This is a genomic window from Mucilaginibacter sediminis (genome assembly GCF_051903035.1).
Taxonomy (GTDB): domain Bacteria; phylum Bacteroidota; class Bacteroidia; order Sphingobacteriales; family Sphingobacteriaceae; genus Mucilaginibacter.
Map to the genome: position 1 here is coordinate 1,046,551 of NZ_CP170602.1, position 23,591 is coordinate 1,070,141.

Annotated in this window: 21 protein-coding genes; 6 read left to right on the top strand and 15 right to left on the bottom strand. The window is 40.9% G+C overall.

What is annotated here, in order from left to right; all coding sequences use genetic code 11:
• Nucleotides 1–8: 8 nt before the first annotated feature.
• The 5 genes from ACFGVS_RS04100 to ACFGVS_RS04120 all read left to right on the top strand — a co-directional run bounded on the left by ACFGVS_RS04100 (nt 9) and on the right by ACFGVS_RS04120 (nt 5,159).
• Nucleotides 9–872: an SGNH/GDSL hydrolase family protein gene (locus ACFGVS_RS04100; RefSeq protein ID WP_439697574.1), complete on the top strand. Its 864-nt coding sequence runs from the start codon at nt 9–11 to the stop codon at nt 870–872.
• A gap of 80 nt (nt 873–952) precedes the next feature.
• Nucleotides 953–1,921, top strand: a complete 969-nt coding sequence (locus ACFGVS_RS04105) for a glycoside hydrolase family 43 protein (RefSeq protein ID WP_439697575.1) — start codon at nt 953–955, stop codon at nt 1,919–1,921.
• 155 nt (nt 1,922–2,076) lie between these two features.
• On the top strand, nt 2,077–3,315 hold the full coding sequence (locus ACFGVS_RS04110; protein WP_439697576.1) for an acyltransferase family protein: 1,239 nt from the start codon (nt 2,077–2,079) through the stop codon (nt 3,313–3,315).
• A 111-nt stretch (nt 3,316–3,426) separates the two neighbouring features.
• Nucleotides 3,427–4,455 (top strand): sensor histidine kinase, encoded by a 1,029-nt coding sequence (locus ACFGVS_RS04115; protein WP_439697577.1) that lies wholly within the window; start codon nt 3,427–3,429, stop codon nt 4,453–4,455.
• Entirely contained in the window at nt 4,455–5,159 is a 705-nt protein-coding gene (locus tag ACFGVS_RS04120) for a LytR/AlgR family response regulator transcription factor (protein WP_439697578.1), read from the top strand. The genes ACFGVS_RS04115 and ACFGVS_RS04120 overlap by 1 nt, the downstream gene beginning before the upstream one ends.
• A 25-nt stretch (nt 5,160–5,184) precedes the next feature.
• On the opposite strand, the gene ACFGVS_RS04125 is transcribed toward ACFGVS_RS04120, so the two are convergent.
• From ACFGVS_RS04125 to ACFGVS_RS04175, 11 genes are all read right to left on the bottom strand, one after another.
• Nucleotides 5,185–5,775, bottom strand: a complete 591-nt coding sequence (locus tag ACFGVS_RS04125) for a hypothetical protein (RefSeq protein ID WP_090650382.1) — start codon at nt 5,773–5,775, stop codon at nt 5,185–5,187.
• Nucleotides 5,762–6,259: an RNA polymerase sigma factor gene (locus tag ACFGVS_RS04130; protein WP_439697579.1), complete on the bottom strand. Its 498-nt coding sequence runs from the start codon at nt 6,257–6,259 to the stop codon at nt 5,762–5,764. The genes ACFGVS_RS04125 and ACFGVS_RS04130 overlap by 14 nt, the downstream gene beginning before the upstream one ends.
• A 45-nt stretch (nt 6,260–6,304) precedes the next feature.
• Nucleotides 6,305–6,832, bottom strand: coding sequence for a hypothetical protein (locus ACFGVS_RS04135; protein WP_439697580.1), 528 nt, complete (start codon nt 6,830–6,832; stop codon nt 6,305–6,307).
• A gap of 163 nt (nt 6,833–6,995) precedes the next feature.
• Nucleotides 6,996–8,243, bottom strand: coding sequence for a tetratricopeptide repeat protein (locus ACFGVS_RS04140; protein WP_439697581.1), 1,248 nt, complete (start codon nt 8,241–8,243; stop codon nt 6,996–6,998).
• A gap of 6 nt (nt 8,244–8,249) precedes the next feature.
• Entirely contained in the window at nt 8,250–9,326 is a 1,077-nt protein-coding gene (locus ACFGVS_RS04145; RefSeq protein ID WP_439697582.1) for a tetratricopeptide repeat protein, read from the bottom strand.
• 47 nt (nt 9,327–9,373) lie between these two features.
• The gene (gyrA, locus tag ACFGVS_RS04150; protein ID WP_439697583.1) at nt 9,374–11,938 is read right to left on the bottom strand and encodes a DNA gyrase subunit A; all 2,565 of its coding nucleotides are present in this window, start codon (nt 11,936–11,938) and stop codon (nt 9,374–9,376) included.
• A 163-nt stretch (nt 11,939–12,101) separates the two neighbouring features.
• Nucleotides 12,102–12,500: a hypothetical protein gene (locus ACFGVS_RS04155; protein ID WP_274213399.1), complete on the bottom strand. Its 399-nt coding sequence runs from the start codon at nt 12,498–12,500 to the stop codon at nt 12,102–12,104.
• An 11-nt stretch (nt 12,501–12,511) separates the two neighbouring features.
• A complete protein-coding gene (gene hemF / locus ACFGVS_RS04160) occupies nt 12,512–13,426 on the bottom strand; it encodes an oxygen-dependent coproporphyrinogen oxidase (protein WP_439697584.1) in 915 nt (304 codons plus the stop codon).
• Between the two features lie 152 nt (nt 13,427–13,578).
• A complete protein-coding gene (locus ACFGVS_RS04165) occupies nt 13,579–14,811 on the bottom strand; it encodes an MFS transporter (RefSeq protein WP_439697585.1) in 1,233 nt (410 codons plus the stop codon).
• Nucleotides 14,812–14,923: 112 nt separating this feature from the next.
• The gene (locus tag ACFGVS_RS04170) at nt 14,924–15,121 is read right to left on the bottom strand and encodes a cold-shock protein (protein ID WP_090650362.1); all 198 of its coding nucleotides are present in this window, start codon (nt 15,119–15,121) and stop codon (nt 14,924–14,926) included.
• A 140-nt stretch (nt 15,122–15,261) separates the two neighbouring features.
• Complete coding sequence (locus ACFGVS_RS04175) at nt 15,262–15,897, bottom strand: peroxiredoxin (RefSeq protein WP_439697586.1); 636 nt, start codon at nt 15,895–15,897, stop codon at nt 15,262–15,264.
• Nucleotides 15,898–16,048: 151 nt separating this feature from the next.
• Here ACFGVS_RS04175 and ACFGVS_RS04180 point away from each other — a divergent pair, with 151 nt between their 5' ends.
• Nucleotides 16,049–17,833: a glycoside hydrolase family 15 protein gene (locus ACFGVS_RS04180; protein ID WP_439697587.1), complete on the top strand. Its 1,785-nt coding sequence runs from the start codon at nt 16,049–16,051 to the stop codon at nt 17,831–17,833.
• A gap of 341 nt (nt 17,834–18,174) precedes the next feature.
• Here ACFGVS_RS04180 and ACFGVS_RS04185 read toward each other — a convergent pair whose 3' ends face one another.
• The 4 genes from ACFGVS_RS04185 to ACFGVS_RS04200 all read right to left on the bottom strand — a co-directional run bounded on the left by ACFGVS_RS04185 (nt 18,175) and on the right by ACFGVS_RS04200 (nt 23,536).
• Nucleotides 18,175–20,388: a bifunctional alpha,alpha-trehalose-phosphate synthase (UDP-forming)/trehalose-phosphatase gene (locus ACFGVS_RS04185; RefSeq protein ID WP_439697588.1), complete on the bottom strand. Its 2,214-nt coding sequence runs from the start codon at nt 20,386–20,388 to the stop codon at nt 18,175–18,177.
• A gap of 145 nt (nt 20,389–20,533) precedes the next feature.
• On the bottom strand, nt 20,534–21,013 hold the full coding sequence (locus tag ACFGVS_RS04190; RefSeq protein WP_439697589.1) for a hypothetical protein: 480 nt from the start codon (nt 21,011–21,013) through the stop codon (nt 20,534–20,536).
• Nucleotides 21,014–22,020: 1,007 nt separating this feature from the next.
• Nucleotides 22,021–22,500, bottom strand: coding sequence for a hypothetical protein (locus ACFGVS_RS04195; RefSeq protein WP_090650346.1), 480 nt, complete (start codon nt 22,498–22,500; stop codon nt 22,021–22,023).
• Between the two features lie 226 nt (nt 22,501–22,726).
• The gene (locus ACFGVS_RS04200) at nt 22,727–23,536 is read right to left on the bottom strand and encodes a glucose 1-dehydrogenase (RefSeq protein ID WP_439697590.1); all 810 of its coding nucleotides are present in this window, start codon (nt 23,534–23,536) and stop codon (nt 22,727–22,729) included.
• Nucleotides 23,537–23,591: the final 55 nt, after the last annotated feature.

Here is a 23,591-nt window from a genome sequence, read left to right on the forward strand (position 1 = left end):
TTTCCACCATGATGAAACAAATAAGACTACTGCTGTTGTTGGTACCCATATTCGTGGCCCTGAGCGCTTACAAATCTAAGGAATTGACCTGGGTGGCCATAGGTGATTCAATCACTTACCTAAACGATCACCTTGACGAAACGGGTAACCGGGTTACTGTGGGATATCTAACCCGTGTAACGAAGCAGTGCAATGGTTTGCATTATATTAATAAGGGGTTTAATGGCTGGACATCGGGCGGTATCGCAAAAAACATAGATAGCCTCGGAATCCCGGTCGCGGATATTTACACTGTTTTTTTAGGAACTAACGACTGGTGGCAGGGGAGGTCTGTTGGCAGCATGGGCGATTATAAAGCCGGTAATGGCAATACTACCGTTTATGGCTCGTTCCGCATTATTATCAATAAGCTGCGCAGCTTAAATCCTGTTGCCAAAATTCTGCTGATAACTCCGATGCAAAGAGTCGACTTTGTGTATATTAATAATCAGCGAAATAATGCCTTTGGCAGCTATCGCACTAAGAACGGTCAGTCGTTGGAAATGGTTGTGAATGCTATAGATTCCATTGGCCGTTGGGAACAAATCCCTGTGGTTGACCTTTACCACGACCGCCGGCTGGCAATAGAGGACCTGGTTAAATTTAAACGCCTTAAAAACCCAGCATCTGGTACTTACGAAAATTACTTTTACCCGGAATTTACGAAAATATCTTTTGATGCTGTTACCGACGAATATCCTTATCCTAAGGAGGCCATCGGGTTAACTTACGATGGCTTACATCCTTCGGATTGGGGAAACGCCGTTATTGCAGGGGCGGTGACAAAAGTATTTAAACAATGGTTTGGTGCAGATAATACAGCCAATAAGTAATACAAACGATATTTGACGGCCAGGTATGCCAAGAATTACACCGACGAAATTTTCGATATTTACACCTGTAGATTTTTAATATGAAAGTTTTTTTTAGAGTAGTATTATGCGTTTTTTCCTTCGCCATAGCTATACCTGTATCGGCATTACCAGTGATGTCCGTGCCTGGCGATACCGTTTTAATGGCCGATCCGACCATCTTTATGGAAAAAGGCGTTTATTATTTATACGGTACAGGTAGCAAAGATGGATTTTTGGTATACCGCTCAACTGATTTACATCATTGGATAGGGCCGATAGGGAATAGAGGTGGGCATGCATTACTGAAAGGAGATAGTTTTGGAACACAGGGATTTTGGGCGCCGCAGATTTTTAAATATCGGGGTAAATATTATATGGCTTACACAGCTGATGAGCAGATAGCCATTGCCACGAGTGATAGTCCGCTTGGTCCATTTGTGCAAAAGAACAAAAAAAAGGTTTCTGGTAGTGGTAAACAAATAGACCCCTTTGTTTTCGAGGATACCGATGGAAACCTGTACCTGTACTACGTGCGTTTGCAAGATGGTAACCGTATTTTTGTTGCCCGTTTAAAACCCGATCTTTCTGACATTGATTTAGCAACTGTAAAAGAATGCCTGCATGCAGAGCTGCCATGGGAGAACACCGACTTATCCAAATGGCCTGTGTCAGAAGGGCCTACCGTATTAAAACATGCCGGTCTGTACTACCTGTTTTATACCGCTAATGATTTTCGTAGTAAAGATTATGCGGTGGGCTACGCAGCATCAACGTCGCCTTATGGGCCGTGGACAAAAATGCAGGATAGCCCGCTCATCAGCCGGAAAAATACGGGCGCCAACGGTACCGGCCATGGTGATTTTCTGCAGGATGCAAAGGGCAATTTATACTATGTATTTCATACACACAACAGCAATACCCGTGTTGGTCCTCGTAAAACCGCAATTATAAGGGCCGAGTTTAGCAAGGGAGCACCAATAAAAATGTTAGTCGACTCGGGCAGTTTTCGTTTTTTGGTGTTGCAGTAACGTTCGAAACAACATAAGCCAGGCGTCTGATATCTCATATCGTACATCTCAAACTTGCTCTCGGTTGCCGTTGGTCAAAGGTTTTTAACCGTTGGTCAAAGTATTTATATTGATTATGCCGGTTTTGTTTCTTTTGATAAAAAAACAAAACGATTATGGAAACCACGCAACGTCAAACCTACCTCGATTGGTTAAGGATCATCTCAATTTTAGGGGTATTATTTTTTCATTCGGCTATGCCTTATGTGGCCGAGGATGGCTGGCACATCAAAAACGCGCAAACCAGCAACCTGATGATGGAATCAAATCACTTTTTGCACCTTTTTCGCATGCCGCTGCTCTTTTTTATTTCTGGTACCGTGAGTTACTACATGATGCAGCGGCGATCTGCTTTAAACTTCATCGGCTTACGTTTCCGCAGGCTGTTTATCCCGTTGCTGGTTGGCATGTTTATTATAGTGCCGCCGCAAATTTATATGGAACGGCTTGCAAATGGCTATCGTGGCAGTTTTGGGCAGTTTTATACAAGTGTATTTAATTTTGTACCTTATCCCAAAGGCAGCTTCAGCTGGCACCACTTGTGGTTTATTGCTTACCTGCTCATCTATGATTTAATATTTGCGCCATTATTCGCCTGGATGGTATCGTCCAAAAGCGATGGCTTCAAACAGAAACTTACACTGCTGGCTAAAGGGAAGTGGGTATATACGCTAATGCTGCCAGGCGTTATTTGGTTTACCCTGTTAAGCTGGCAATTGCCCGAAACCAATGACCTTGTACATGATGGCTGTTACTTTGTTTACTGGCTGTTTTTTGTACTGGCGGGCTTTATATGCATCGTACAACCCAAACTGATGGATAGCCTGGAGCGCAACCGCCGCTTTGCCTTAACCATCGGTTTTTTAAGCCTAATGTTGTGGGAATGCATGCGTTGGAACGGTATTGAACCCGGTGAAGCACGGTGGCCTTTTCAAAATATACTATTTAGCTACGCTTTTACGGCCCTAAGGCCCATTATTGCCTGGGGATGGGTATTGGCGTTGGTTGGTTACGGCAAGCAGTATCTTAATGGTACACACAAAGCGCTAAATTATCTTAACCAGGCCGTTTACCCGTTTTATATCCTGCATCAAACTGTAATAGTTTTAGTTGTTTATTATATTGTACAAACACGTAATGAAAGTATCCTGTCTAAATATATTTATACGGTTGGTATTACCTTTTTTGTAACAGTGCTTATTTATCATTTACTGGTACGCCCTTATGCTTTAACACGGTTTTTATTTGGAATGAAACCCTTGGAGAAGAAGAGTCAAAAACCAGGAATTAAGATTCAAGACGAAAAGCAAGAATTACCGATTATTCAGGATCGGATTATTGAATCGGCTCTATAATAATATGATGTTGGATGTTTATCGGCCAATGTGTTATGCATAATTAAAACAATTATGCATAACTTAACGAACGTCGAAATAGGGCATTTGTATTAACTCCTGACTTTCCAAATGAATTTTTTTAAGAAATATATTTCCCCCGCGTTGTATGGCCTGCTGGTATATTTTACCGTAAGGCTGCTGCACGACACTGAACATGATGAAATGTTTTGGAAAAGAGACTGGGGTTTAAATGTCCTTGAAATGAGCTGCAGTGTATTGGTGGGCTATGCAGGCATATATATATTTGAGTGGCTCTTTCGGTTTTATGACAGGCGCTGGCCATTGCAACTTAATTATAGGGGAATAGTAAGAGAATTAATTATACTGGTGTCTGCTAACCTGGTTTTGGTGAACCTGGTATTTACTCCAATGGCTGCATTGACTGACGACGGCCTATCCTGGGGTGATCTGGCAGACCTCACCATGATACCAACCTTATACGCCATTATTTATTATGGCATAGCCCGTAGCAGTACATGGTTAAAGGCCTACATTGCCAACAAGGTACAGCTGGAAAAGTTGACTAACGATCAGTTAGAAACCGAACTTAAGTTTTTGAAAGCCCAATATCATCCGCACTTTTTGTTTAATGCTTTAAACACCATTTATTTTCAGATGGATGAGGATGTGCCGGCGGCCAAGCAAAGTACAGAATTGCTTTCCAGTTTGTTAAGATATCAACTTTACGATCAGCAGCAACAGGTACCTATAAGCCACGAATTGGAATACCTGCAAAACTACATCCGCTTTCAGCAAATAAGGGCCAGCAGTAAATTGAAGCTGAACGTTTGTTTTGATGAAAGGTTAACAGACCAGCCAATTTACCCATTACTACTACTACCATTGGTCGAAAATGCTTTCAAATACGCGGGTGGCAACTTTGAAATCAGCATTAGTGCAAATATTAACGACGGCGACTTTATTTTTGCTACATTTAACGATGTACCGGCACAAATGCAGCCTAACGAAAACTATACAGGTATTGGGTTAGAGAATTTACGTCGCCGTTTACAGTTGTTGTATCCGGATAAACACAGGTTAGTTGTTGGTTGTGCAGGAAATCGTTTTTCGGCAGAGTTGGTGATAGAATTTAATTGATGAACTTGATAACTTGTATAATAACCGATGATGAACCTTTTGCGCGCAAGGGCCTGCAAGGTTATGTGGAAAAGATCAACTTTTTTGATTTAAAAGCGAAATGCGAGGATGCCATGGAACTGAGCGAAGTGCTGAAACAACAGCCTGTCGATCTGTTGTTTTTAGACATCCAGATGCCGCATTTAACAGGGGTTGAATTTATTAAGTCGTTGCAAAACCCGCCAAAAGTAATATTTACCACCGCCTTTAAGGAATATGCCACCGATGGTTTTGACCTTGATGTGCTGGATTATCTATTAAAACCCATCTCGTTTGAGCGATTTATGAAAGCTGCCTTTAAGGCTAAAGATTATTTTGATCAAAAGGGGAGTAGTGACTTCGAAATGGGGTATATGTTTGTAAAAAGCGAAGGCAAGCTTGAAAAAATTGTATTTGATGAGGTGTTGTTTGTGCAGGGCATGGAGAACTATGTGGTAATACAAACCGTCAACAAAAAGATTATCACCCACAGCACACTAAAAGCCTTTGGCGAAAGATTACCGCAGCGTAAGTTTATACAAACTCATAAATCGTACTTTGTGGCATATGATAAGGTAAACTCAATTGATGGCAATATGCTGGATGTAGGAACAAACCATGTGCCTATTAGCAGACAGCTACGGGAACAGGTAATACAACTGTTAATTAACAAAGGGAATAAATAATGTTACGAAACCCGTTCAACGATATTTAATTAAACTGTTCTTTTAACCGAACCAGTCTATCTATCATCAGGTTAAGTTTTTCTTCCTCATTTTTAAACATCCTCGGCTTTAAATAAAAAGTGGTAAACAGAAACCAGATGGTGATAGAGCTGTAAGTGCCAATTTTAAATGCCAGGGAAGAGTTTTCCAGCACCTCAATAAAGTAGAGTGCCAGCCCGGCGCTGATTAACAGTATGTAGATGTAATAAAACCAACCTGTAATTTTCGATCGTGTTTTTTGATACTCTTTTAGGCTATCCAAATATTCGGCCGGGTTAATGGTTGCGTCGCGCTTGCTTAAAATGTGATAGTGCCTTACGGTAAGCGCCAAATACATCAGCATGGTAAGCAATACTATTAAAATACCCGCCGTTGTAACCCCTGACTTGAACGCCAGGAAAAATGTAACAATGGCCGCGAATACAGTAACGGCCACCATGGCCACAATTGTCCAATACAACTTGTTGGTTATGCCGCGAATTCCCTTCTTTACCTGCTTCAGCACATCATCCACTGAAAGCTGATCTTGCTTTGGCTGTCCCTGCCAAACCGACATCAAATGATCAAAGTCTTTCATACTGGTTATATAATTCTGTTAACTTCTGTTTAATACGATAAATTTTCACCCTCAAATTCCCCTCTGATATGCCCGAAACATCTGCTATTTCGGGGTACGGCACTTCATCAAGCACCAGTGTTATAATAATTCTTTCCGATTCTTCCAGTTTTGATATGCATTTATACAGTAAAGCAACCTGCTCATTCTTTTCAGAAAATTCCTCTCGTTTTGTTTCGGCTATTTGTTCGGTAAGTTCGTCTTTTGCCTGTCGCTTCTCTGATCGCAGGTAGGTTAAGCAGGTGTTTACTGCAATACGATAGATCCAGGTAGAGATCATGGCCTGGTTACGAAATTTATCCAGGTTTTGCCATACTTTTAAAAAAGTTTCCTGTAGCAGGTCGTTCGCGGCTTCATCGTCGCCGGTATAACCATAGCACAAATGGAAAATCTTTTTAGAATTAGCTGCATAAATTTCCTTGAATGCTGCTTCTTTGTTGGCCACTGTTAATAGAATTTATATAGGTTAGATTATCTTAGTGTACATATGTTACAACAGGTAATCACTCTTTTTAAACCAGTTTAATTTTTTTTCAGCATCGGCAATTAATGCATTGTAGTTATCGGAAAAATCATATTGCAGGTCTTCATGTAGTTTAGTTATTAGCGTTTTTACCTTTTCAACCTGACGGGTTAATATCAGGCGGATTGGTTTGTATGATGTTCGCCTGTCGGCATACTCCAGGTAATTGCTGCAGAAATTTAGTAAAAACTCTATTTCTGCTGTTTTTGATCCGGTAAACTTAGTGTACTTGCTTAGGAGCCGCAGTATTTTGCGCATGCCTTTTGCGGCATTATAACTTAATGCTGGCAATTGGCTGAACATAAACCCAGCCTCGGCCTTAACTTTTTCGATAAACGCAGCCTCGTCATAGGCTTCAAACAGTAAATAAGCCAGTAATTCTTTATTCTCTTTTTTATAACGCGACAGGCGAAGCAACAATTCAGACAATTGCTCATGTGGCAAATGCTGAATCTCTTTCTTAATGTGCTGTAGTCCGTAGGTAGTAACCGTCATGCGTTGTAAAGTTGAACAAAATAGTGAAGAGAATCAAGTGTCGGGATTTAAGGTAAAAATTTACTATAAAAAATAACTCAATTACATAATTAACATTATGTTAAATAAATATATTAAAAAGAGAGAGGCTTTACCATGAAAGCCTCTCTCTTTTTAATATATTTTATTGCTTTGGTAATGCCTCTATCTGTGCCTTTATTTTAGCTGCATTTGCTTCGTCCTTTACGCCCAGGTAATAAGTACGCAAGTTTGTTAATGCATCAATAGACTTTGGATTTAAATCCGCAGCTTTTAACAAGTATGGTTTTGCTGCTTCAAACTGAGCTTTTGCTTTCGCAATAGCTACATCGTATTCTTTTTGTTTGTTGGCCGGCAATTTATTGGCAGCGTTATAATCGTCGATAGCAGGATTAATGATAACGTAGCCTAAATTCAGATTGGCTTCAAAATAGTTAGGATCTATCTCTAATGCCTTTTTGTACATTTCTGCCGCTTTGTTATAGTTTTCGACTTTGCCTGCTTGTAATTTGGCTTTTGTAGCAGCGTCTTTTGCTTTGCCTTGTTCTTTTGTAATTGCTTCTGCAGTTTGCGAATATGTTAAACCAGCATAATAATATAAAGTTTTGTTTTTAGGATCGGCTGTTAACGCGCTTTGTATTTTATCCAAAACTTCTTTTTCTTTGCCAGTTTGCAGGCTTATCTCAATTTCTCTTTTGCGTAGTTCGGCATTATTGGGATATTTAGCTACGCCTTCGCTAACCGTTTTTAGTGCATTGGCTGTATCGGCATTTAACAGGTAAACAGACGAAAGATCAAGGTATACACCTTGTACTTTTGAAAATTTGGTTGTAACCAGTTTAGTGTAGTTTGATATGGCTGCAGGATAATTTTTTGAATTTGCCGCCGATAAACCGGTGTAATAAATAGCATTGGTATCTTCGGGCAATATAGTGCGATAATAATCAAACGATTTATAGGCAAGGTCATATTTACCACTTCCGTATTCGGCAACGCCTTTTGTAAGCTGGTATTGGGCCAAATTTAAGTTACCTGCGTCAATAAGTTGTTTATTTTCGCCTTTAGTATCCAACTCTTTAGCTTTTTTTAACGCTTCTTCTGCAGTTGTAAACAACGGTAACGAAGTAGCTGCTACTGAATCCAGGTTGGCATAGGTAGAGTAAATTACACCTTTTAACGCGTAAGTAAGCGGCAATGAAGCCGTTTTTTCGTTAGCAGCTGCTTTGTCGATAGAAGTGCGTGCAGTAGTTAAACTTGCTTTGGCCAAAGGTGTGCCCCTTAAGCCTTCATACTTTTCATATTCTGATTTGGCAGTGTTCAATTCGCCTTTTTGCGCAAACGCTGTTGCGGAAACTAAGCCCAGCAGGCCCGCCATCAAAAGTTTGATTTTCATGTTTTATTAGTTAGTTAGCTGTTTTAATTTATTGTTTATTTTATCAAGTTGATCTTTGTTATTGGTTTTAGCGTATGCAATTTGCAACGCCTGTAAACCTTTCACATTGCCCGGGGATATTTCGTTGGCCTTTTCGAGCCACTGAATAGCCATCCCAATATTTCTATCGCTCTCCCCCTCCTGCTTTGCCAAAGCGCTTTCCTTTAAGTACAATAACCCCAGGTTAAGTGCCGGATCATAAGCCGACCCATTTAACTCAATAGTATGTAAATAAAGCGATTCGGCCTGGTCGTATTTGTTCAGATGATCGTAGCAATTGGCGGCTACAAATGCAATATCGGCGTTATTTGAATTAATATCAAGTAGTTGCGCAATTAATGGCTCTAATGATTTATAATCCTTTAAATTGTTGTAGATATTGGCTTCATCCAGCAATAAAAACCTGTCATTAGGTACAAGTTTCCGCCCTTTTTTGAGTACTTGAAGCGCTTTTGCTGTATCGCCCAATGATTTATAAATACTTGATGCCGTTTCAATATACTCGGTACGGGTGCTGTCTACCGCTAATAAATTACTGTAATACTTAGCAGCATCTACCAAATTCCCCATCTTGTTATTTGCATAGGCGATGTAATCATTGATTTGCTTAAAATTGGGCGCATATTTTTTGGCATTTTCAAATGATTGCCGCCCATTAGCGAAGTCAGAATTATTTACAAATTCAAATCCTTTCCTGATATAAACGTTAGCAAGGCAACGTTTTACATAATCCATTTCGGGCTGATAATTGTATATCTTGCTTTTGGCCGCAAGCTTGTCGGTAAGATCTGATGTCTGCGCTAATAACGTGGCAGGCTGCCCAAGCGTATTTGCAGAATCGATAAATAAAATACTTGCGTTGATTAATGCCCGGTAAGTATTCCTGGCTAAATCTGCTGAATCTGATTTGGTAACCACCAGGCTGTCGGCCGATTTTTTGGCTGCCCGCAGGTATTTCAAATCTTTATTTTGCTTATAGAAAGCCAGGTTATTAACTACAACTTTAAGCGCTTCGGATTGTGCGAAGGCAAAAGTTGTAGTCATGAATGGTATTAAAACCGATAAAACAATTTTACGGCACTGCATATTTGTTATTCAGTTGGTGGTTCGTCAGTTTTTGATTCTTCGCTATTTTCGGTCGCCTCGTTTTCATCGGCTGCACCTGCTTCTGCATTTTCATCAATTTCTTTCTCTTCATCCTCGTCGTGCTCAATTTTAGCAACCGAAGCAATCTCGTCGTTACCCTTAAGCGTTATCAGGCGTACACCTTGTGTAGCCCTGCCCATTGTGCGCAGTTCACTTACGGCTATACGGATAATAATTCCCGATTTGTTGATGATCATCAAATCCTCTTTATCAGTAACACCTTTTATAGCAACAAGGTTTCCGGTTTTTTCGGTAATATTTAAAGTTTTTACACCTTTACCACCGCGGTTGGTTACCCTGTAGTCGTCAATATCGGTACGTTTACCGTAGCCCTTCTCTGACACTACCAACACCGTTGTTTCACTGTCGTTGATACTGATCATGCCAACAACCTCATCTGTTTCGTCATCCAAAGTAATACCACGAACACCCGTTGCGGTACGCCCCATCGGTCTGACAGTAGATTCGTTGAAGCGGATAGCCCTGCCCGATTTAAGCGCCATAACAATTTCGCTGCTGCCTGTAGTTAAGGTTGCTTCTAATAAGGAATCGCCCTCGTTAATGTTAATAGCATTGATACCATTAGCACGCGGACGGGAATAAGCCTCTAAAGAAGTTTTCTTGATGGTACCTTTCTTGGTACACATGATAATAAAATTGTTTTCCAGGTATTCTTTATCCTTAAGGCTAATCAGCTTGATGTATGCTTTAATGTTTTCCTCCTTAGGGATATTGATGATATTTTGTATAGCACGTCCTTTTGAAGTACGCGTTCCTTCGGGGATTTCAAATACACGTAACCAGTAACACTGGCCCGATTCGGTAAAGAACAGCATGTAGTTGTGATTGGATGCAACAAGCAGATGCTCGATAAAATCAGCATCGCGGCTGTTACTTCCGATAGAACCTTTACCACCCCTGCCCTGGCGGCGATACTCGGTTAAAGGCGTACGTTTAATGTAACCTTCGCGCGATATGGTGATAACCACATCTTCATCCTCAATAAAGTCTTCAGTCTGCATCTCGGCAGATGAGTGCACCATTTCGGTACGGCGCTCGTCACCGTATTTCTCTTTGATCTCTAACAGTTCATCTTTAATGATCTGCATCCTTAAGCTTTCGTCGGCCAGGATAGATTTCAAGTGTTCAATCAGTTTCATTAAGGCTGCGTATTCATCCTTAATTTTGTCACGCTCAAGTCCGGTTAATCGGCGAAGTGTCATATCCAATATGGCACGCGCCTGGATATCACTTAATCCAAACTGGGCCATTAAGCCTTCCCTTGCTTCATCAGGTGTTTGCGATGCGCGGATCAGTCGGATAACTTCATCCAAATGATCTAAGGCGATTAATAAGCCCTCTAAAATATGGGCGCGTTTTTCGGCTTCTGCAAGTTCAAATTTGGTACGGCGGATAACAACCTCGTGCCTGTGCTCCACAAAGTGGTGAATCAGGTCCTTCAGGTTCAGCATCATCGGGCGGCCATTAACCAGTGCGATGTTGTTTACACTAAATGATGTTTGTAACGCGGTGTATTTGAATAGGTTATTTAGTACGATAGCTGCATTAGCTTCGCGTTTTATCTCATAAACTATGCGGATACCCTCCCTGCTCGATTCATCGCGGATGGCAGAAATGCCTTCCAGTTTTTTATCGTTCACCAGTTCGGCGGTGCGCTCAATCATCAACGCTTTGTTTACCTGGTAAGGTACTTCGGTAACAATAATGCGTTCCCTGTCGTTTCCGTGGGTCTCAATCTCGGCACGCGAGCGGATAACAATCCTGCCCCGGCCTGTCTCTAATGCCTCACGCGGACCTTCAAAACCATAAATGATACCGCCTGTAGGGAAATCGGGGCCTTTTACGTATTTCATTAGCTCGGTAACCTCTATCTGGCGGTTATCAATTAATGCCATGGTGGCATCAATAACCTCCGATAAATTATGGGGTGCCATATTGGTGGCCATACCCACCGCTATACCCGAAGCTCCGTTAACCAAAAGGTTAGGGAATTTAGCAGGTAAAACGGTTGGTTCCTGTAACGAGTCGTCGAAGTTTAATTGAAAATCTATGGTATCCTTGTTAATGTCGGCCAGCATCTCTTCAGCAAGCTTTTGTAAGCGGGCCTCGGTATAACGCATTGCTGCAGGTTCGTCGCCATCTATCGAGCCGTAGTTACCTTGTCCTTCTACCAGTAAGTAACGCAGGCTCCACTCCTGGGCCATACGTACCATGGTATCGTAAACAGATTTATCACCATGTGGGTGATATTTACCCATCACCTCGCCCACTATACGGGCCGATTTTTTGTAGGGCTTGTTATTATTTAAGCCCAAATCAAGCATGCCAAATAACACACGCCTGTGTACGGGTTTCAGTCCGTCGCGAACATCGGGCAGCGCCCTGGAAACAATCACCGACATTGAATAATCAATGTACGCAGATCGCATTTCCTCATCAATATTTATCGAAATTATTCTGTCTTCTTTGCTTGAATTATCGTCAGCCATTTTTATTTATTTGTAGAACCTTCTCTCTGTTTTTCGTGTTAAAAATTGATTTTTAAACGACCTGCGAAGTTAAGAAAATAGTTGACTAATGTGCCAATTTTGGCAACAATATGCATGCATAATTTATGCACACCAGCTAATTTATTAACGTTGCAGGTTTGGTTTATTTGATTTTCACCCAGTGATCTTCAATCTTATTACCGTTGGGTAAAACGGTGAATAATTTAAGTGTATCATTACTAATTGTATAAGTATATTTCACTACTTTATTGAGCAATTCTGAGGATTGCAGGCTGTAGGTTTGTGTTTCAAAACAAGTATCGGCCTGCAATTGATAATCTCCTTTTTCGTAAACCACATCCTTCTCCCCCTTTTCCTTTAAAACGGCTTTATAATGCAATTTATCATATGTGCGCAGTAAAGTATAAGCGGTTGAAGCGCTATCCGTTTTGCCGTTAACAACACCTCCCCTATATTCCCATACGCCTTTAAGTGGGTAATCCATTGCGGCAAAGGAGCACAAAAAGCAAATTGTTAAAATTGGCAGTACAAGCTTTTTCATAGGTAATGATATTAAGCCCAGTTAATTCCTTTTTTTAATAAAGATAGTGTTTTTTCTTCCTCGCTGCCCGGCGTTGCCTGGTAGTTATACACCCACTTGGCTGTTGGCGGCAGGCTCATTAATATTGATTCGATACGGCCATTGGTTTCCAGGCCAAATTTGGTGCCGGCGTCATAAACCAGGTTAAACTCGGCATAGCGGCTGCGGCGCTGGTATTGCCACAACTGCTCTTGTTCGGTAAAAGATTTACTACGGTTACGGTTTACCAATTCGGTATAAGTTGGGATAAAAGAACGACCTAACGCTTTCGAAAAATCGAAAATATTCTCCCACGATAATTCGTCATTGGCAGTCAGCCTGTCATAAAAAACACCACCTATACCCCTGGTTTCGTTTCGGTGTTTGATGTAAAAATAATCATCGGCCCAAAGTTTAAACCGGTGATAAAAATCATGATAGTAATTATCGCAGACAGCTTTTAAGCTGGTATGAAAAAACCTTGCATCCTCCTCAATGACGTAATGCGGGGTAAGATCGATACCGCCGCCAAACCACCGGATAGGTTGGCTATTACCGTTCATAGATGAAGGCATTTCAAAGTAACGGATGTTCATGTGAATGATAGGTACCATCGGATGATTTGGGTGAATCACGATAGAAACGCCCGTTGCAAAAAAGTCATCAGATTCTACCTGTAACGCTCTTTTCATGCTATCGGGTAGTTGGCCATGCACGGCCGAAAAGTTAACGCCCCCCTTTTCAAAAATATTGCCGTTTTGGATAACACGCGTACGGCCGCCGCCGCCGCCTTCCCGCTCCCATTTTTCTTCTTCAAACGTGGCCAGCCCATCTGTCAATTCAAGCGCCGTACATATCTCGTCCTGTATCTGTTGGTAGTCTGCAGCTATTTGTTCTTTGCTAATCATTAATGCAAATGTAATTTTTTTGGTTGATTAAGTGATTGGTTGATTGGGTGAGTGGTTAGCATCGGATATAAAAAACAGAAGTTACCCGGGTTGCGATAGTTAAGGTTTCTAACCTAATCAACCAATCGAACTTAATAAACTATTCACCAACCCTAACTTATCTCTACATAATCCAAATCCTTACCAAAAGTTTCCTTTAGCTGACTTAACGAAAGTAACGAAATAATAGTAAGTAGCCCCATCATGATATAGCCAGCTGTGATATCTCCGTAATGTACTTTAAAAAGGTTAAACACCATTATGATCGGAATTAGCAGTCCCCGAACGAAATTTGGTACGGTAGTAGTAACTGTCGAGCGGATATTTGTCCCGAATTGCTCTGAGGCTATCGTAACAAAAGTGGCCCAATATCCTACTGTGCATCCCATAAAAAAGCTTAGCACAGCAAATTTCTCTGGAGTAATTCCCTTACTGCTCAGGTAAAAGTGAACACTCACCAACGACAGCAGTAAAAAAGTTGCCATGGTAAGCTTTCTTGATTTTGTAAACTGCGCAAGCAGGCCCGCAACAACATCGCCCACTGCAATACCTATATAGCTATAAAAAATACCATCGCCGGGCTTAATAAGTGTTTTAGCACCTAAAGCAATGCCAAATTTATCCGAAAAACTAATAAGCACCCCTACAACATACCACAACGGCGCGCCTATAAGTATACAAAACAGATACTTTTTAAACCGCGTCCAGTTTGTCAATAAAATCAGGATGTTGCCTTTAGATGCACCGCTGTTTTTTTCGTTTTTAAACATGCCCGATTCAAAGGTGCCTATCCGCAAAAGCAAAAGTAAAATACCCAGGCCGCCGCCAACAAAATAAGCATTACGCCATCCAAACTTTGCTACAGCGTAAGCAGCAGTTGCGCCAAAAAGACCTATTACAGCTACCATCATGGTGCCATATCCCCTGTTTTCCTTACTTAAAGTTTCGCTTACCAGTGTAATACCTGCTCCTAATTCACCGGCAAGGCCAATTCCCGCTATAAAACGGACAATAGCATACGTATTTACATCATGAACAAGGCCATTGGCAAAATTGGCGATTGAATAAAGTAATATAGAACCAAAAAGTACCTTTATTCGCCCGAGTTTATCACCTATAATGCCCCACATGATTCCGCCAAGTAACAAGCCAAACATTTGCACGCTGATAATAAATTGACCTTTATCGGTAATTTGCTGTTCATTCAATCCCAGATCTTTAAGGCTTGAAATACGTACTATCGAAAAAACCAGCAGATCATAGATATCAACAAAATAACCCAGGGAAGCAACAAGTACAAGGAATATCATGTTCCTGGTGGCCTTAGCGGCGGTAACATCAGTCATAATTATAATAATTGGATGGCTAAAGTAGCAGAATTATACATATAGTTTCAAAAAAATAGCACAAAAAAAACCCCTGTGTATGCAGAGGTCTTTTATCAAGAACTTTGGTTATTTATGCTTTTTTAACATTTACTGCCTGTAATCCTTTTCTGCCTTCTTCCACTTCATAAGTAACGCTATCGTTATCTTTAATGGCATTTACGCCACCTTGCACATCCTTAAAGTGTACAAAAAGATCTTTACCATCTTCGGTAACAATAAAGCCGTAACCCTTTTGTGTGTTAAACCATTTTACTTTTCCAGTTTTCATAATTATAATTATCGTATTAAAAAATTGTTGTGAGATTAAAAACTAAAGCCAAACTGAAAATAAAATGGTTTTAATGTTCAGACGGAATAGATAACCCTATCTTTTTCAAATATATAAAATAATTAATAAACCAAATAAAATTATTTATTTGGTTGCGGAGTAGTGCGTAAGTAGGGTTTTATGAGTGTGAAACCCTTTGGAAATTTGGCCGGGATGTCTTCTGTCTTGGTAGCAGGTACCACAACAACGTCTTCTCCGTCTTTCCAATCGGCTGGTGTAGCAACACCGTAATTGGCCGTTAACTGCAACGAATCAATAACCCTTAAAATCTCCTGGAAATTACGCCCGGTTGATGCAGGATAAGTAATAATTAACTTTACGGCTTTATCGGGCCCGATAACAAACAACGAGCGCACCGTTGCGTTTACAGACGCGTTGGGGTGGATCATATCGTAAGCTTCAGAAATTTTACGGTCTTCATCGGCAATAATCGGGAAGTTTACCTCTACTCCCTGCGTTTCGTTAATATCGCTTATCCAGCCGGTATGTGATTCGACCGAATCAACACTTAGTGCTAAAACTTTAACATTGCGTTTAGCAAATTCATCTTTTAACGCCGCGGTTTTACCAAGTTCGGTAGTACAAACAGGTGTATAATCGCCTGGGTGCGAGAATAATACTCCCCAGCTATCGCCAAGGTATTCGTAAAAGTCTATTTCTCCTGCCGAGGTTTTTGCTTGAAAATTGGGGGCTTTATCGCCTAATCGTAAACTCATGACTAAATTATAATTTAAGTAGATTAAAGTCTACTAAGTTAATATACATTAATTAACAAATCCAAATTAATCAGAAATTATACCACTTTTTACGCCAACATTACACAAGGTATGTTGTTGAACAATTGAACCAGGCTAAAAACTAACATTAATGGCACGACATACATACGATACCGGGATAATTGGAAACTGCGCTTTTTTGGCGCACATACACAAAAACACCAATATAGAATGGCTTTGCTGGCCGCGATTTGACAGTACTTTTATTTTTGGTGGTTTACTGGACAAGAAAAAAGGCGGCGAGTTTTCCATTTTACCTGAAGGAGAATTTACGTCCCATCAGTATTACCTCGAGAATACCAATGTGTTAATAACCGAAATTAGTCCGGCTTCAGGCGGCATGTATCGGGTAACCGATTTTGCTCCCCGTTTTTACCAGCACCAGCGCTATTATAAACCTTTGATGCTATTCAGGAAAATTGAAGCTATTGAAGGATCGCCGAGGGTTAAAGTAAAATGTGAGCCGGTGTCTGAATACGGCGCTGTGAAACTTAGGGTAAACCGCGGTAGTAATCACATTCAATACCTGGGCGGCGAAGAAAACATCCGGCTAACCACCAATATTCCCATCAGCTATGTTTTTGACGGGCAGCCCTTTGTGCTTAACGAAATCAAATACCTGGCCCTCACCTATGGCGAACCATTGGAAGCGCCACTGACTACGACTGCCGAGCGTTTTTTATCCGAAACTATCCAATACTGGCGCACGTGGATCAAACACTCCTCTATCGCCACTTATTTTCAACCATATGTAATCCGGTCCGGGCTGGCTTTGAAAATACACCAGTTTGAGGACACTGGAGCCATTATTGCAGCCAGCACTACCAGTTTACCGGAATCGCCGGGAAGTGGCCGTAATTGGGATTATAGGTACTGCTGGCTGCGCGATACCTACTATGTGATAACCGCACTTAACCACATTGGCCATTTTGAAGAAATGGAGCGATATTTTAGTTACGTCACCGACATATCTTTTTCAACAAATGAGCGCTACCAGCCACTGTATAGCATTACCGGTAAAAAAGATCTGGTAGAAATTGTTTTAACCGATTTGGAAGGCTACCTGGGCAACCAGCCGGTACGCGTTGGCAACCAGGCATCAGAACATATACAGAACGACATTTACGGGCAGGTAATGATTTCTATGTTACCGCTTTATACCGATCATCGCTTTGTTTTCTCCGAAAGGAAAGACTCGGTACGATGGATTGAGTTTTTGCTGAATAAGATTGAATTTACAATTGACGAGAAAGATGCCGGCATCTGGGAGTTCCGTAACATGGCCAACATTCACTGTTACAGTAATTTGTTTCAATGGGCAGGAGCATCAGCTGCCGAAAAAATGGCACGTACGATAGATAATAAAGAACTGATTGATAAGGCTATAGCTTTAAAAGAACGCGCGGCCGCGCATATTGAAAGCTGTTATGATCCCGTCAGGAAGGTATACACCAACTCGGCAGGCAGTTCAAACCTGGATGCCAGTACCTTGCAGCTTATTATGATGAATTACCTCGATCCAACATCGCAGCGTGCAAAGGATCATTTAATTGCACTTGAAAATGAGCTAAAGGCAACTAATGGATTATTTTACAGGTACTTATACAAGGATGATTTTGGCAAACCTAAAACCACTTTCCTTATCTGCGCATTCTGGTACGTTGAAGCGCTGGCCAGTGTTGGCCGCATTGATGATGCCCAGCGCGAGTTTGGCAACCTGCTCAAATACTCTAATCACCTGTTGCTTTTCAGCGAGGATGTGGATGAAAATGACGGCAGCCAATGGGGAAACTTTCCGCAGGCATACAGCCATGTGGGATTAATGAACGCGGCTTACAGGATAGCTATTAAGTTGGATAGGCCCATCTTCCTCTAAGAAGCTGTCTAAAAACGAGATTTATTTATTGCCGTTGACTTTAGTCAACGGTAAAAGAAGGTATCGTTGCTGGCTTTAGCCAAAATATTCAGTGGAATTTGGCTAAAGCCATTCGCCTTTTAGTCATTATTCCGTTGACTAAAGTCAACGGCAATGATTTTTATATGATACATAAATAATCTAAATCAAATTTAGACAGGTTCTCACCCTTAACACGATTTAAGGATTTTGCAGGATTGACAGTTTTTTTTTGATTAACGCCTGGTAAAAGTTCGTCATTAACGAAGTTTTACCAGGCTTTGAAATCTGAAATCTGCACATTTGAAATCTGCACATCTGCATTAATCTTGCAAAATTCCTGAATTTTGTCCTACGTATTGTTTGGTAAAACTGGTGAGCAGTTTTCGTACCTCTTGCGGATTGCGCAGGTAGAATTTAGCCGCCGACAGATTACTGCCCACCTTAATTGTAATGGCGCTTTCTGGCAGGGCTTTAAAAATATCCTCGTCGGTATAGTCGTCGCCAAAGGCTATCACAAAATCATAATCTTTACCCTCTGTCAGGGTTAAAGCTGCTTTGCCTTTGTTGATATCCATATTCTTCACTTCCAGTACCTTATCCCCTGCCAATAGCTGTAACCCTTTATCGCTGGCCAGGTACTTGAGGTTATTCATCAACTCCCCTGCCCTTAGCTCGCCCAGACCTGCCTGGGCTTTGCGGTAATGCCATACCAGTGAGTATGTTTTCTCTTCGATAAACGATCCAGGAGTGCGATCTACATAGGTTTCCAATAATGGGTATATATCGTGCTTCCATTGGTCAGATAGGCCGGCTATTTTATGCCAGGTAGTACCCGGCTGTTTGAACCAGGAACCGTGCTCGGCTATCAGATACATATCTGTGTGTTGAAACCACTCGTCGAGGTTTTCATGTTTCCGGCCGCTGATGAGCACTACCTGGTTGGTAGGGTCTTCAGTAAGTTTTTGAATAATGTTATAAAGCTCTTTATCGGGGCTGGCCTGCTCAATGTCCGATCTGAACCCAACCAGTGTCCCATCATAATCTAAAAAAATTATGCGCTTTTTGGTTTTACTGTAGCGGTTAATGATGGATTGCTCGGTAGTGTTACTTACGTGCCTGGTTTGCAATGAACGTTGCATCAATTTCACTTCCTTAAGCCTGTCCATAAAAATTTTAACCCAATGCCTGATGTTAAATTTGGCCACTAACTGGCGCATTGGAATCATACGCTTTTTTTGCTCATCAAGCGGCATGTTAATTGCCTGTAATATCGCCCTGCATACCTCGCCAGTATTATTGGGATTTACAATTATCGCATCTATTAATTCTTTAGATGCGCCAGCCATCTCGCTCATAATCAATACTCCATCATTATTTACGCGACTGGCTACATATTCTTTACTTACCAAATTCATCCCATCGCGCATTGGCGTAACCAGGCAAACATCGGCAGTGGCATATAAGGCTGCAAGCGTTTCGAGGGGGAACGATCTGTAGTAATAGTGAATAGGACTCCAATCCATAGTGCGATAAATGGAATTGATGTTGCCCACTTTTTTATCAATCTCATCGCGCAGGTGTGCATACTGCGGCACTGTATCGCGCGATGGCACCACTATCATATAAAGGGCTATATTTTCAATACATTCGGGGCACAATTGCAGCAATAATTCAAATGCCGCAAGCCGTTGTAATATGCCTTTGCTGTAATCAAGCCTGTCAACAGATAGTATCAGTTTACCATCCTTAAAGTTATTCTTGATCAGTTCTACCTGGTGTTTTACATCGTCCTGCAATGGTAACGATGCGTATTTTTGCTCGTCAATACCCATGGGAAACGATTCGACTACTATTGATCGTTCGCCCGTCGCTATGATATTTGCCGAAGATGTTACCGGCAAAATACGGGTTGTGGCACCTAAAAAATGCCTTACATCGTCAAAGGTATGCAGGCCAATCAAATCGGCCCCAAGCATTCCTTCCAATAATTCCGATCGCCAGGGAATTAATCTAAACATCTCGTGCGATGGGAATGGAATATGAAGAAAAAATCCGATAGAAACATCAGGTATTTCCTGCCTCACCAGGGCAGGCAGCAACAGCAACTGGTAGTCATGTACCCATATAACATCGCCGGGCTCGGCGATAGTCAGTATTACATCTCTGAATTTTTTGTTAACTGCCTGATAATAATCCCAGTTTGATTGTTTGTAGGTGGCATAAGTAGATGCGTAGTAATGAAAAACGGGCCATAAAACCTCGTTCGAGAAACCCTCATAATATTGGTTAATCTCTTCCTGGTCAAGAAAAACGGGCACCAGGCTTAACTCTTTTAACTGTTGGGTTACGGTATCTTTATCCTCTTGTTCTGTAATTTCAACGCCGGGCCAGCCTATCCATACGTTATCACCTTGTTTGTAAATTGAACCTAAGCCGGTAGCTAAGCCTCCCTCGCTTGATGATAAATTATAGTCGCTATCGGTTTTAGAGATTTTTACAGGCAACCGGTTAGATACGATAATGGTCTTTGGCATAATAATTATAAAATATATTAACTAATACTTTATAAAGTCATAAACAGCCAAGTTGTTTGATAAAATATAATTATTGCAATTATCATAAAATAAAAAAGCCATCCCGATAATTGGAATGGCTTGTATGAAAGTATTTTTTGAAGAATTATTTCACTTGTTGAAAAAACTCAAGGTTTGCTTGTTGAGTTATCCTTACAAGTACTTCGTGTTTGTCGTTCTTAAGATCAACAAAATATGAAGTAGCATCAATGTTTGAATTGATATCGGTGTTAGCCTGGTAAACAATTACTTCATTAACGTCGTAACCAGCGTAATCTTTGCTGATTTGTTTCATTGTTTTAGCGGGGATGGCTTTAACGTCAACGCGTTGAGTTACACCAAGGTACTCACCGTTAAGGTTGTAAAAAGCAGTTTTCCTTACGCCATCAACAGTAAATGTTGCTTTCTGGGTATTTTTAGTTACAGTCCAGTTCACATCTTTTGCATCAGCAAAGTCAACGGTGAAACCATGTAAGGCTATGTATGATACGTTAGTACCTCCATCATTCTTTTTACCGCCATCGGCAGCAAATACATTAACACTTAATAAAGCGGCAATTGCGGTTGTTAAAAATATCTTTTTCATGTTGCTTTAAATTTTAAATCCATAACAAAAATAGACTAATATTATAAATTTGGCAACTATAATTTAATTTTTATGAATATTTTATAATTTTAGATGATTTATAGTGTAAAATTTAATTTTTAGCAATACACTTAGTGTATATTTTACAATATATTAAAGAATTGAAACGCTAATAAATCGGTTTAGCTAAATCTAAATGCATTAAACAGGTAACTTTTGGCTTCAAATCTGTAATCCTCCAATAAATTTCCAGGGACAAAATGCTGCCTTTAGCCCGAATGGAAAATTCTGCGAAATATTGAAGGGAAAAATGAGATTGTAAAAAGGTCTGTCATTGGTAGTAATCACCAGTTTGGCTGAAAAAAACAGAAATGACATTGCTGCAAATGAGGCTTTTGTAGAGACGCAATTATGCGTCTCTACAAAAAAAACAATATTGATAATCAATAATTTACAATGATGTCATTATAAGTGGTAAAATTTCGTGAAATTCTGAAGGAGGAATGACGGATATCGCATATCGGCGTCGACTCACCCCGACGAGGCTGCGCCCGTCTGCCCCTCTCTCCGCTTCGCGTGAGTGTTGCACAACTAAGGTTGCAAAAAAAAGTGCATGTTTTATGGCGGTTTGACGCCCTGAGATTTGAATATCGACTAACTTGCTTTTGGCAATAGCTGAATATTAAAATCTCAGAAGGTTGATCGACAAGATTTGAAATTTTGCGACGTATGCGCTTAGTTGTGCAACAATCACTTCGCGCATAGAGGGGCAAAAAAATAAAAAAAGAGCTTCACCCTCTTTGCGGCGCAGCCGGAGAGAGGGTGGTCGGGCGCAGCCTCGACCGGGTGAGTCGTAGCCAGCGTTCAAAAGCCGAATGATTATTTGAACTGAAACACATCAAGTGCATGCTTTTATTTATTTGATTCCCCCTTGATAAATCGTTTCAAGCAAAAAAGCCACCCCGGATACCAGGATGGCTTGCAATAGTTGTGATTTTTTAAAAGAATTACTTTACTTGTTGAAAAAACTCAAGGTTTGCTTGTTGGGTTATCCTTACAAGCACTTCGTGTTTGTCGTTTTTAAGATCAACAAAGTATGAAGTAGCATCGATGTTTGAATTTACTTCGGTGTTAGCCTGGTAAACAATTACTTCGCCAACTTCGTAACCAGCGTAATCTTTGTTGATTTGTTTCATCGTTTTAGCTGGGATGGCTTTAACGTCAACGCGTTGAGTTACACCAAGGTACTCGCCGCTAAGGTTGTAAAAAGCAGTTTTCCTTACGCCATCAACAGTGAATGATGCTTTTTGGCAATTTTTAGTTACTGTCCAGTTTACGTCTGTTGCATCAGCAAAGTCAACAGTAAAACCATGCAATGCTACGTATGATACATTTGCACCTCCGTCAGCTTTTTTACCGCCATCGGCAGCGAATACATTAACGCTTAATAAAGCGGCTATTGCGGTAGTAATAAATATCTTTTTCATGTTATGTTAAATTTTAAATCCACAACAAAAATAGGCTAATGTTATAAATTTGGCAAATAAAATTTAATTTTTATGAATATTTGATAATAACAGTCAAATTGACGTATAAAATTTAATTTTTCGCAATTTACTTAGTGTACATATTACAATATCTTCAGCACAAAAACAGGTTAATATCGATTTAGCAAGGTGTAAACCAATATATTTATATTTAATTTACATTGGGTTAACCGTTGTCGGCAAATCCGGGGTATAAAGTCATGCCCCCATCCATAAATATGGTGGTACCGGTTATATAGTCGGCCTGGTCTGATGCCAGCCAGGCTGCCAGCTGCCCAATATCGCCAGGTTTGCCTATCCGGTTATAAGGTATCAGGGTTAGTAATTTGTTCAGCGCTTCGGGTGTATCCCAGGCCGATTTGTTGATCGGGGTTTGAATAGCGCCCGGCCCAATGCCAACAACCCTGATTTTATGAGGCGCAAGCTCCTGGGCTATACTTTTCATAAACATACTGATGCCACCTTTACTGGCGGCATAGTTAACATGCCCGGCCCAGGGAATTACTTCATGTACGCTGCTCATACAAATGATTTTGCCGGCAGCCACGCTTCTTTCTTCAACTACTCCCCTGCGGATAAATTCTTTGGCGGCCTCGCGCGAGCATAAAAACTGGCCGGTAAGGTTGATGCTGATTACCGTGTTCCAATCCGCCAGCTTCATATCTACAAATTTGGAATCTTTTTGCAGTCCGGCATTATTAACCAATATGTCTATTGTATGGTAGCGCGCAAACATTTGCGCAAACATGGCTTTTACTTCGTCTTCGTGGCTTACGTCGGCCTGCACTGCGAAGGCCTCGCCGCCAGAGGCTGTTATTTGTGCAACAACCTCCTCGGCAGCTGCCTGGTTATGCGCATAATTGATTACTACTTTGGCACCCGCGGCCGCCAGCGCCAGGGCAACGCCTTTACCTATACCGCTATCGGCGCCTGTTACCAGGGCCGATTGATCTTTTAACGATGGAGTTTGGTTCATGCTAACAGTTTTGATTGTTCAATATAACCAATAAAATTGCGCCAATAATGTTTTG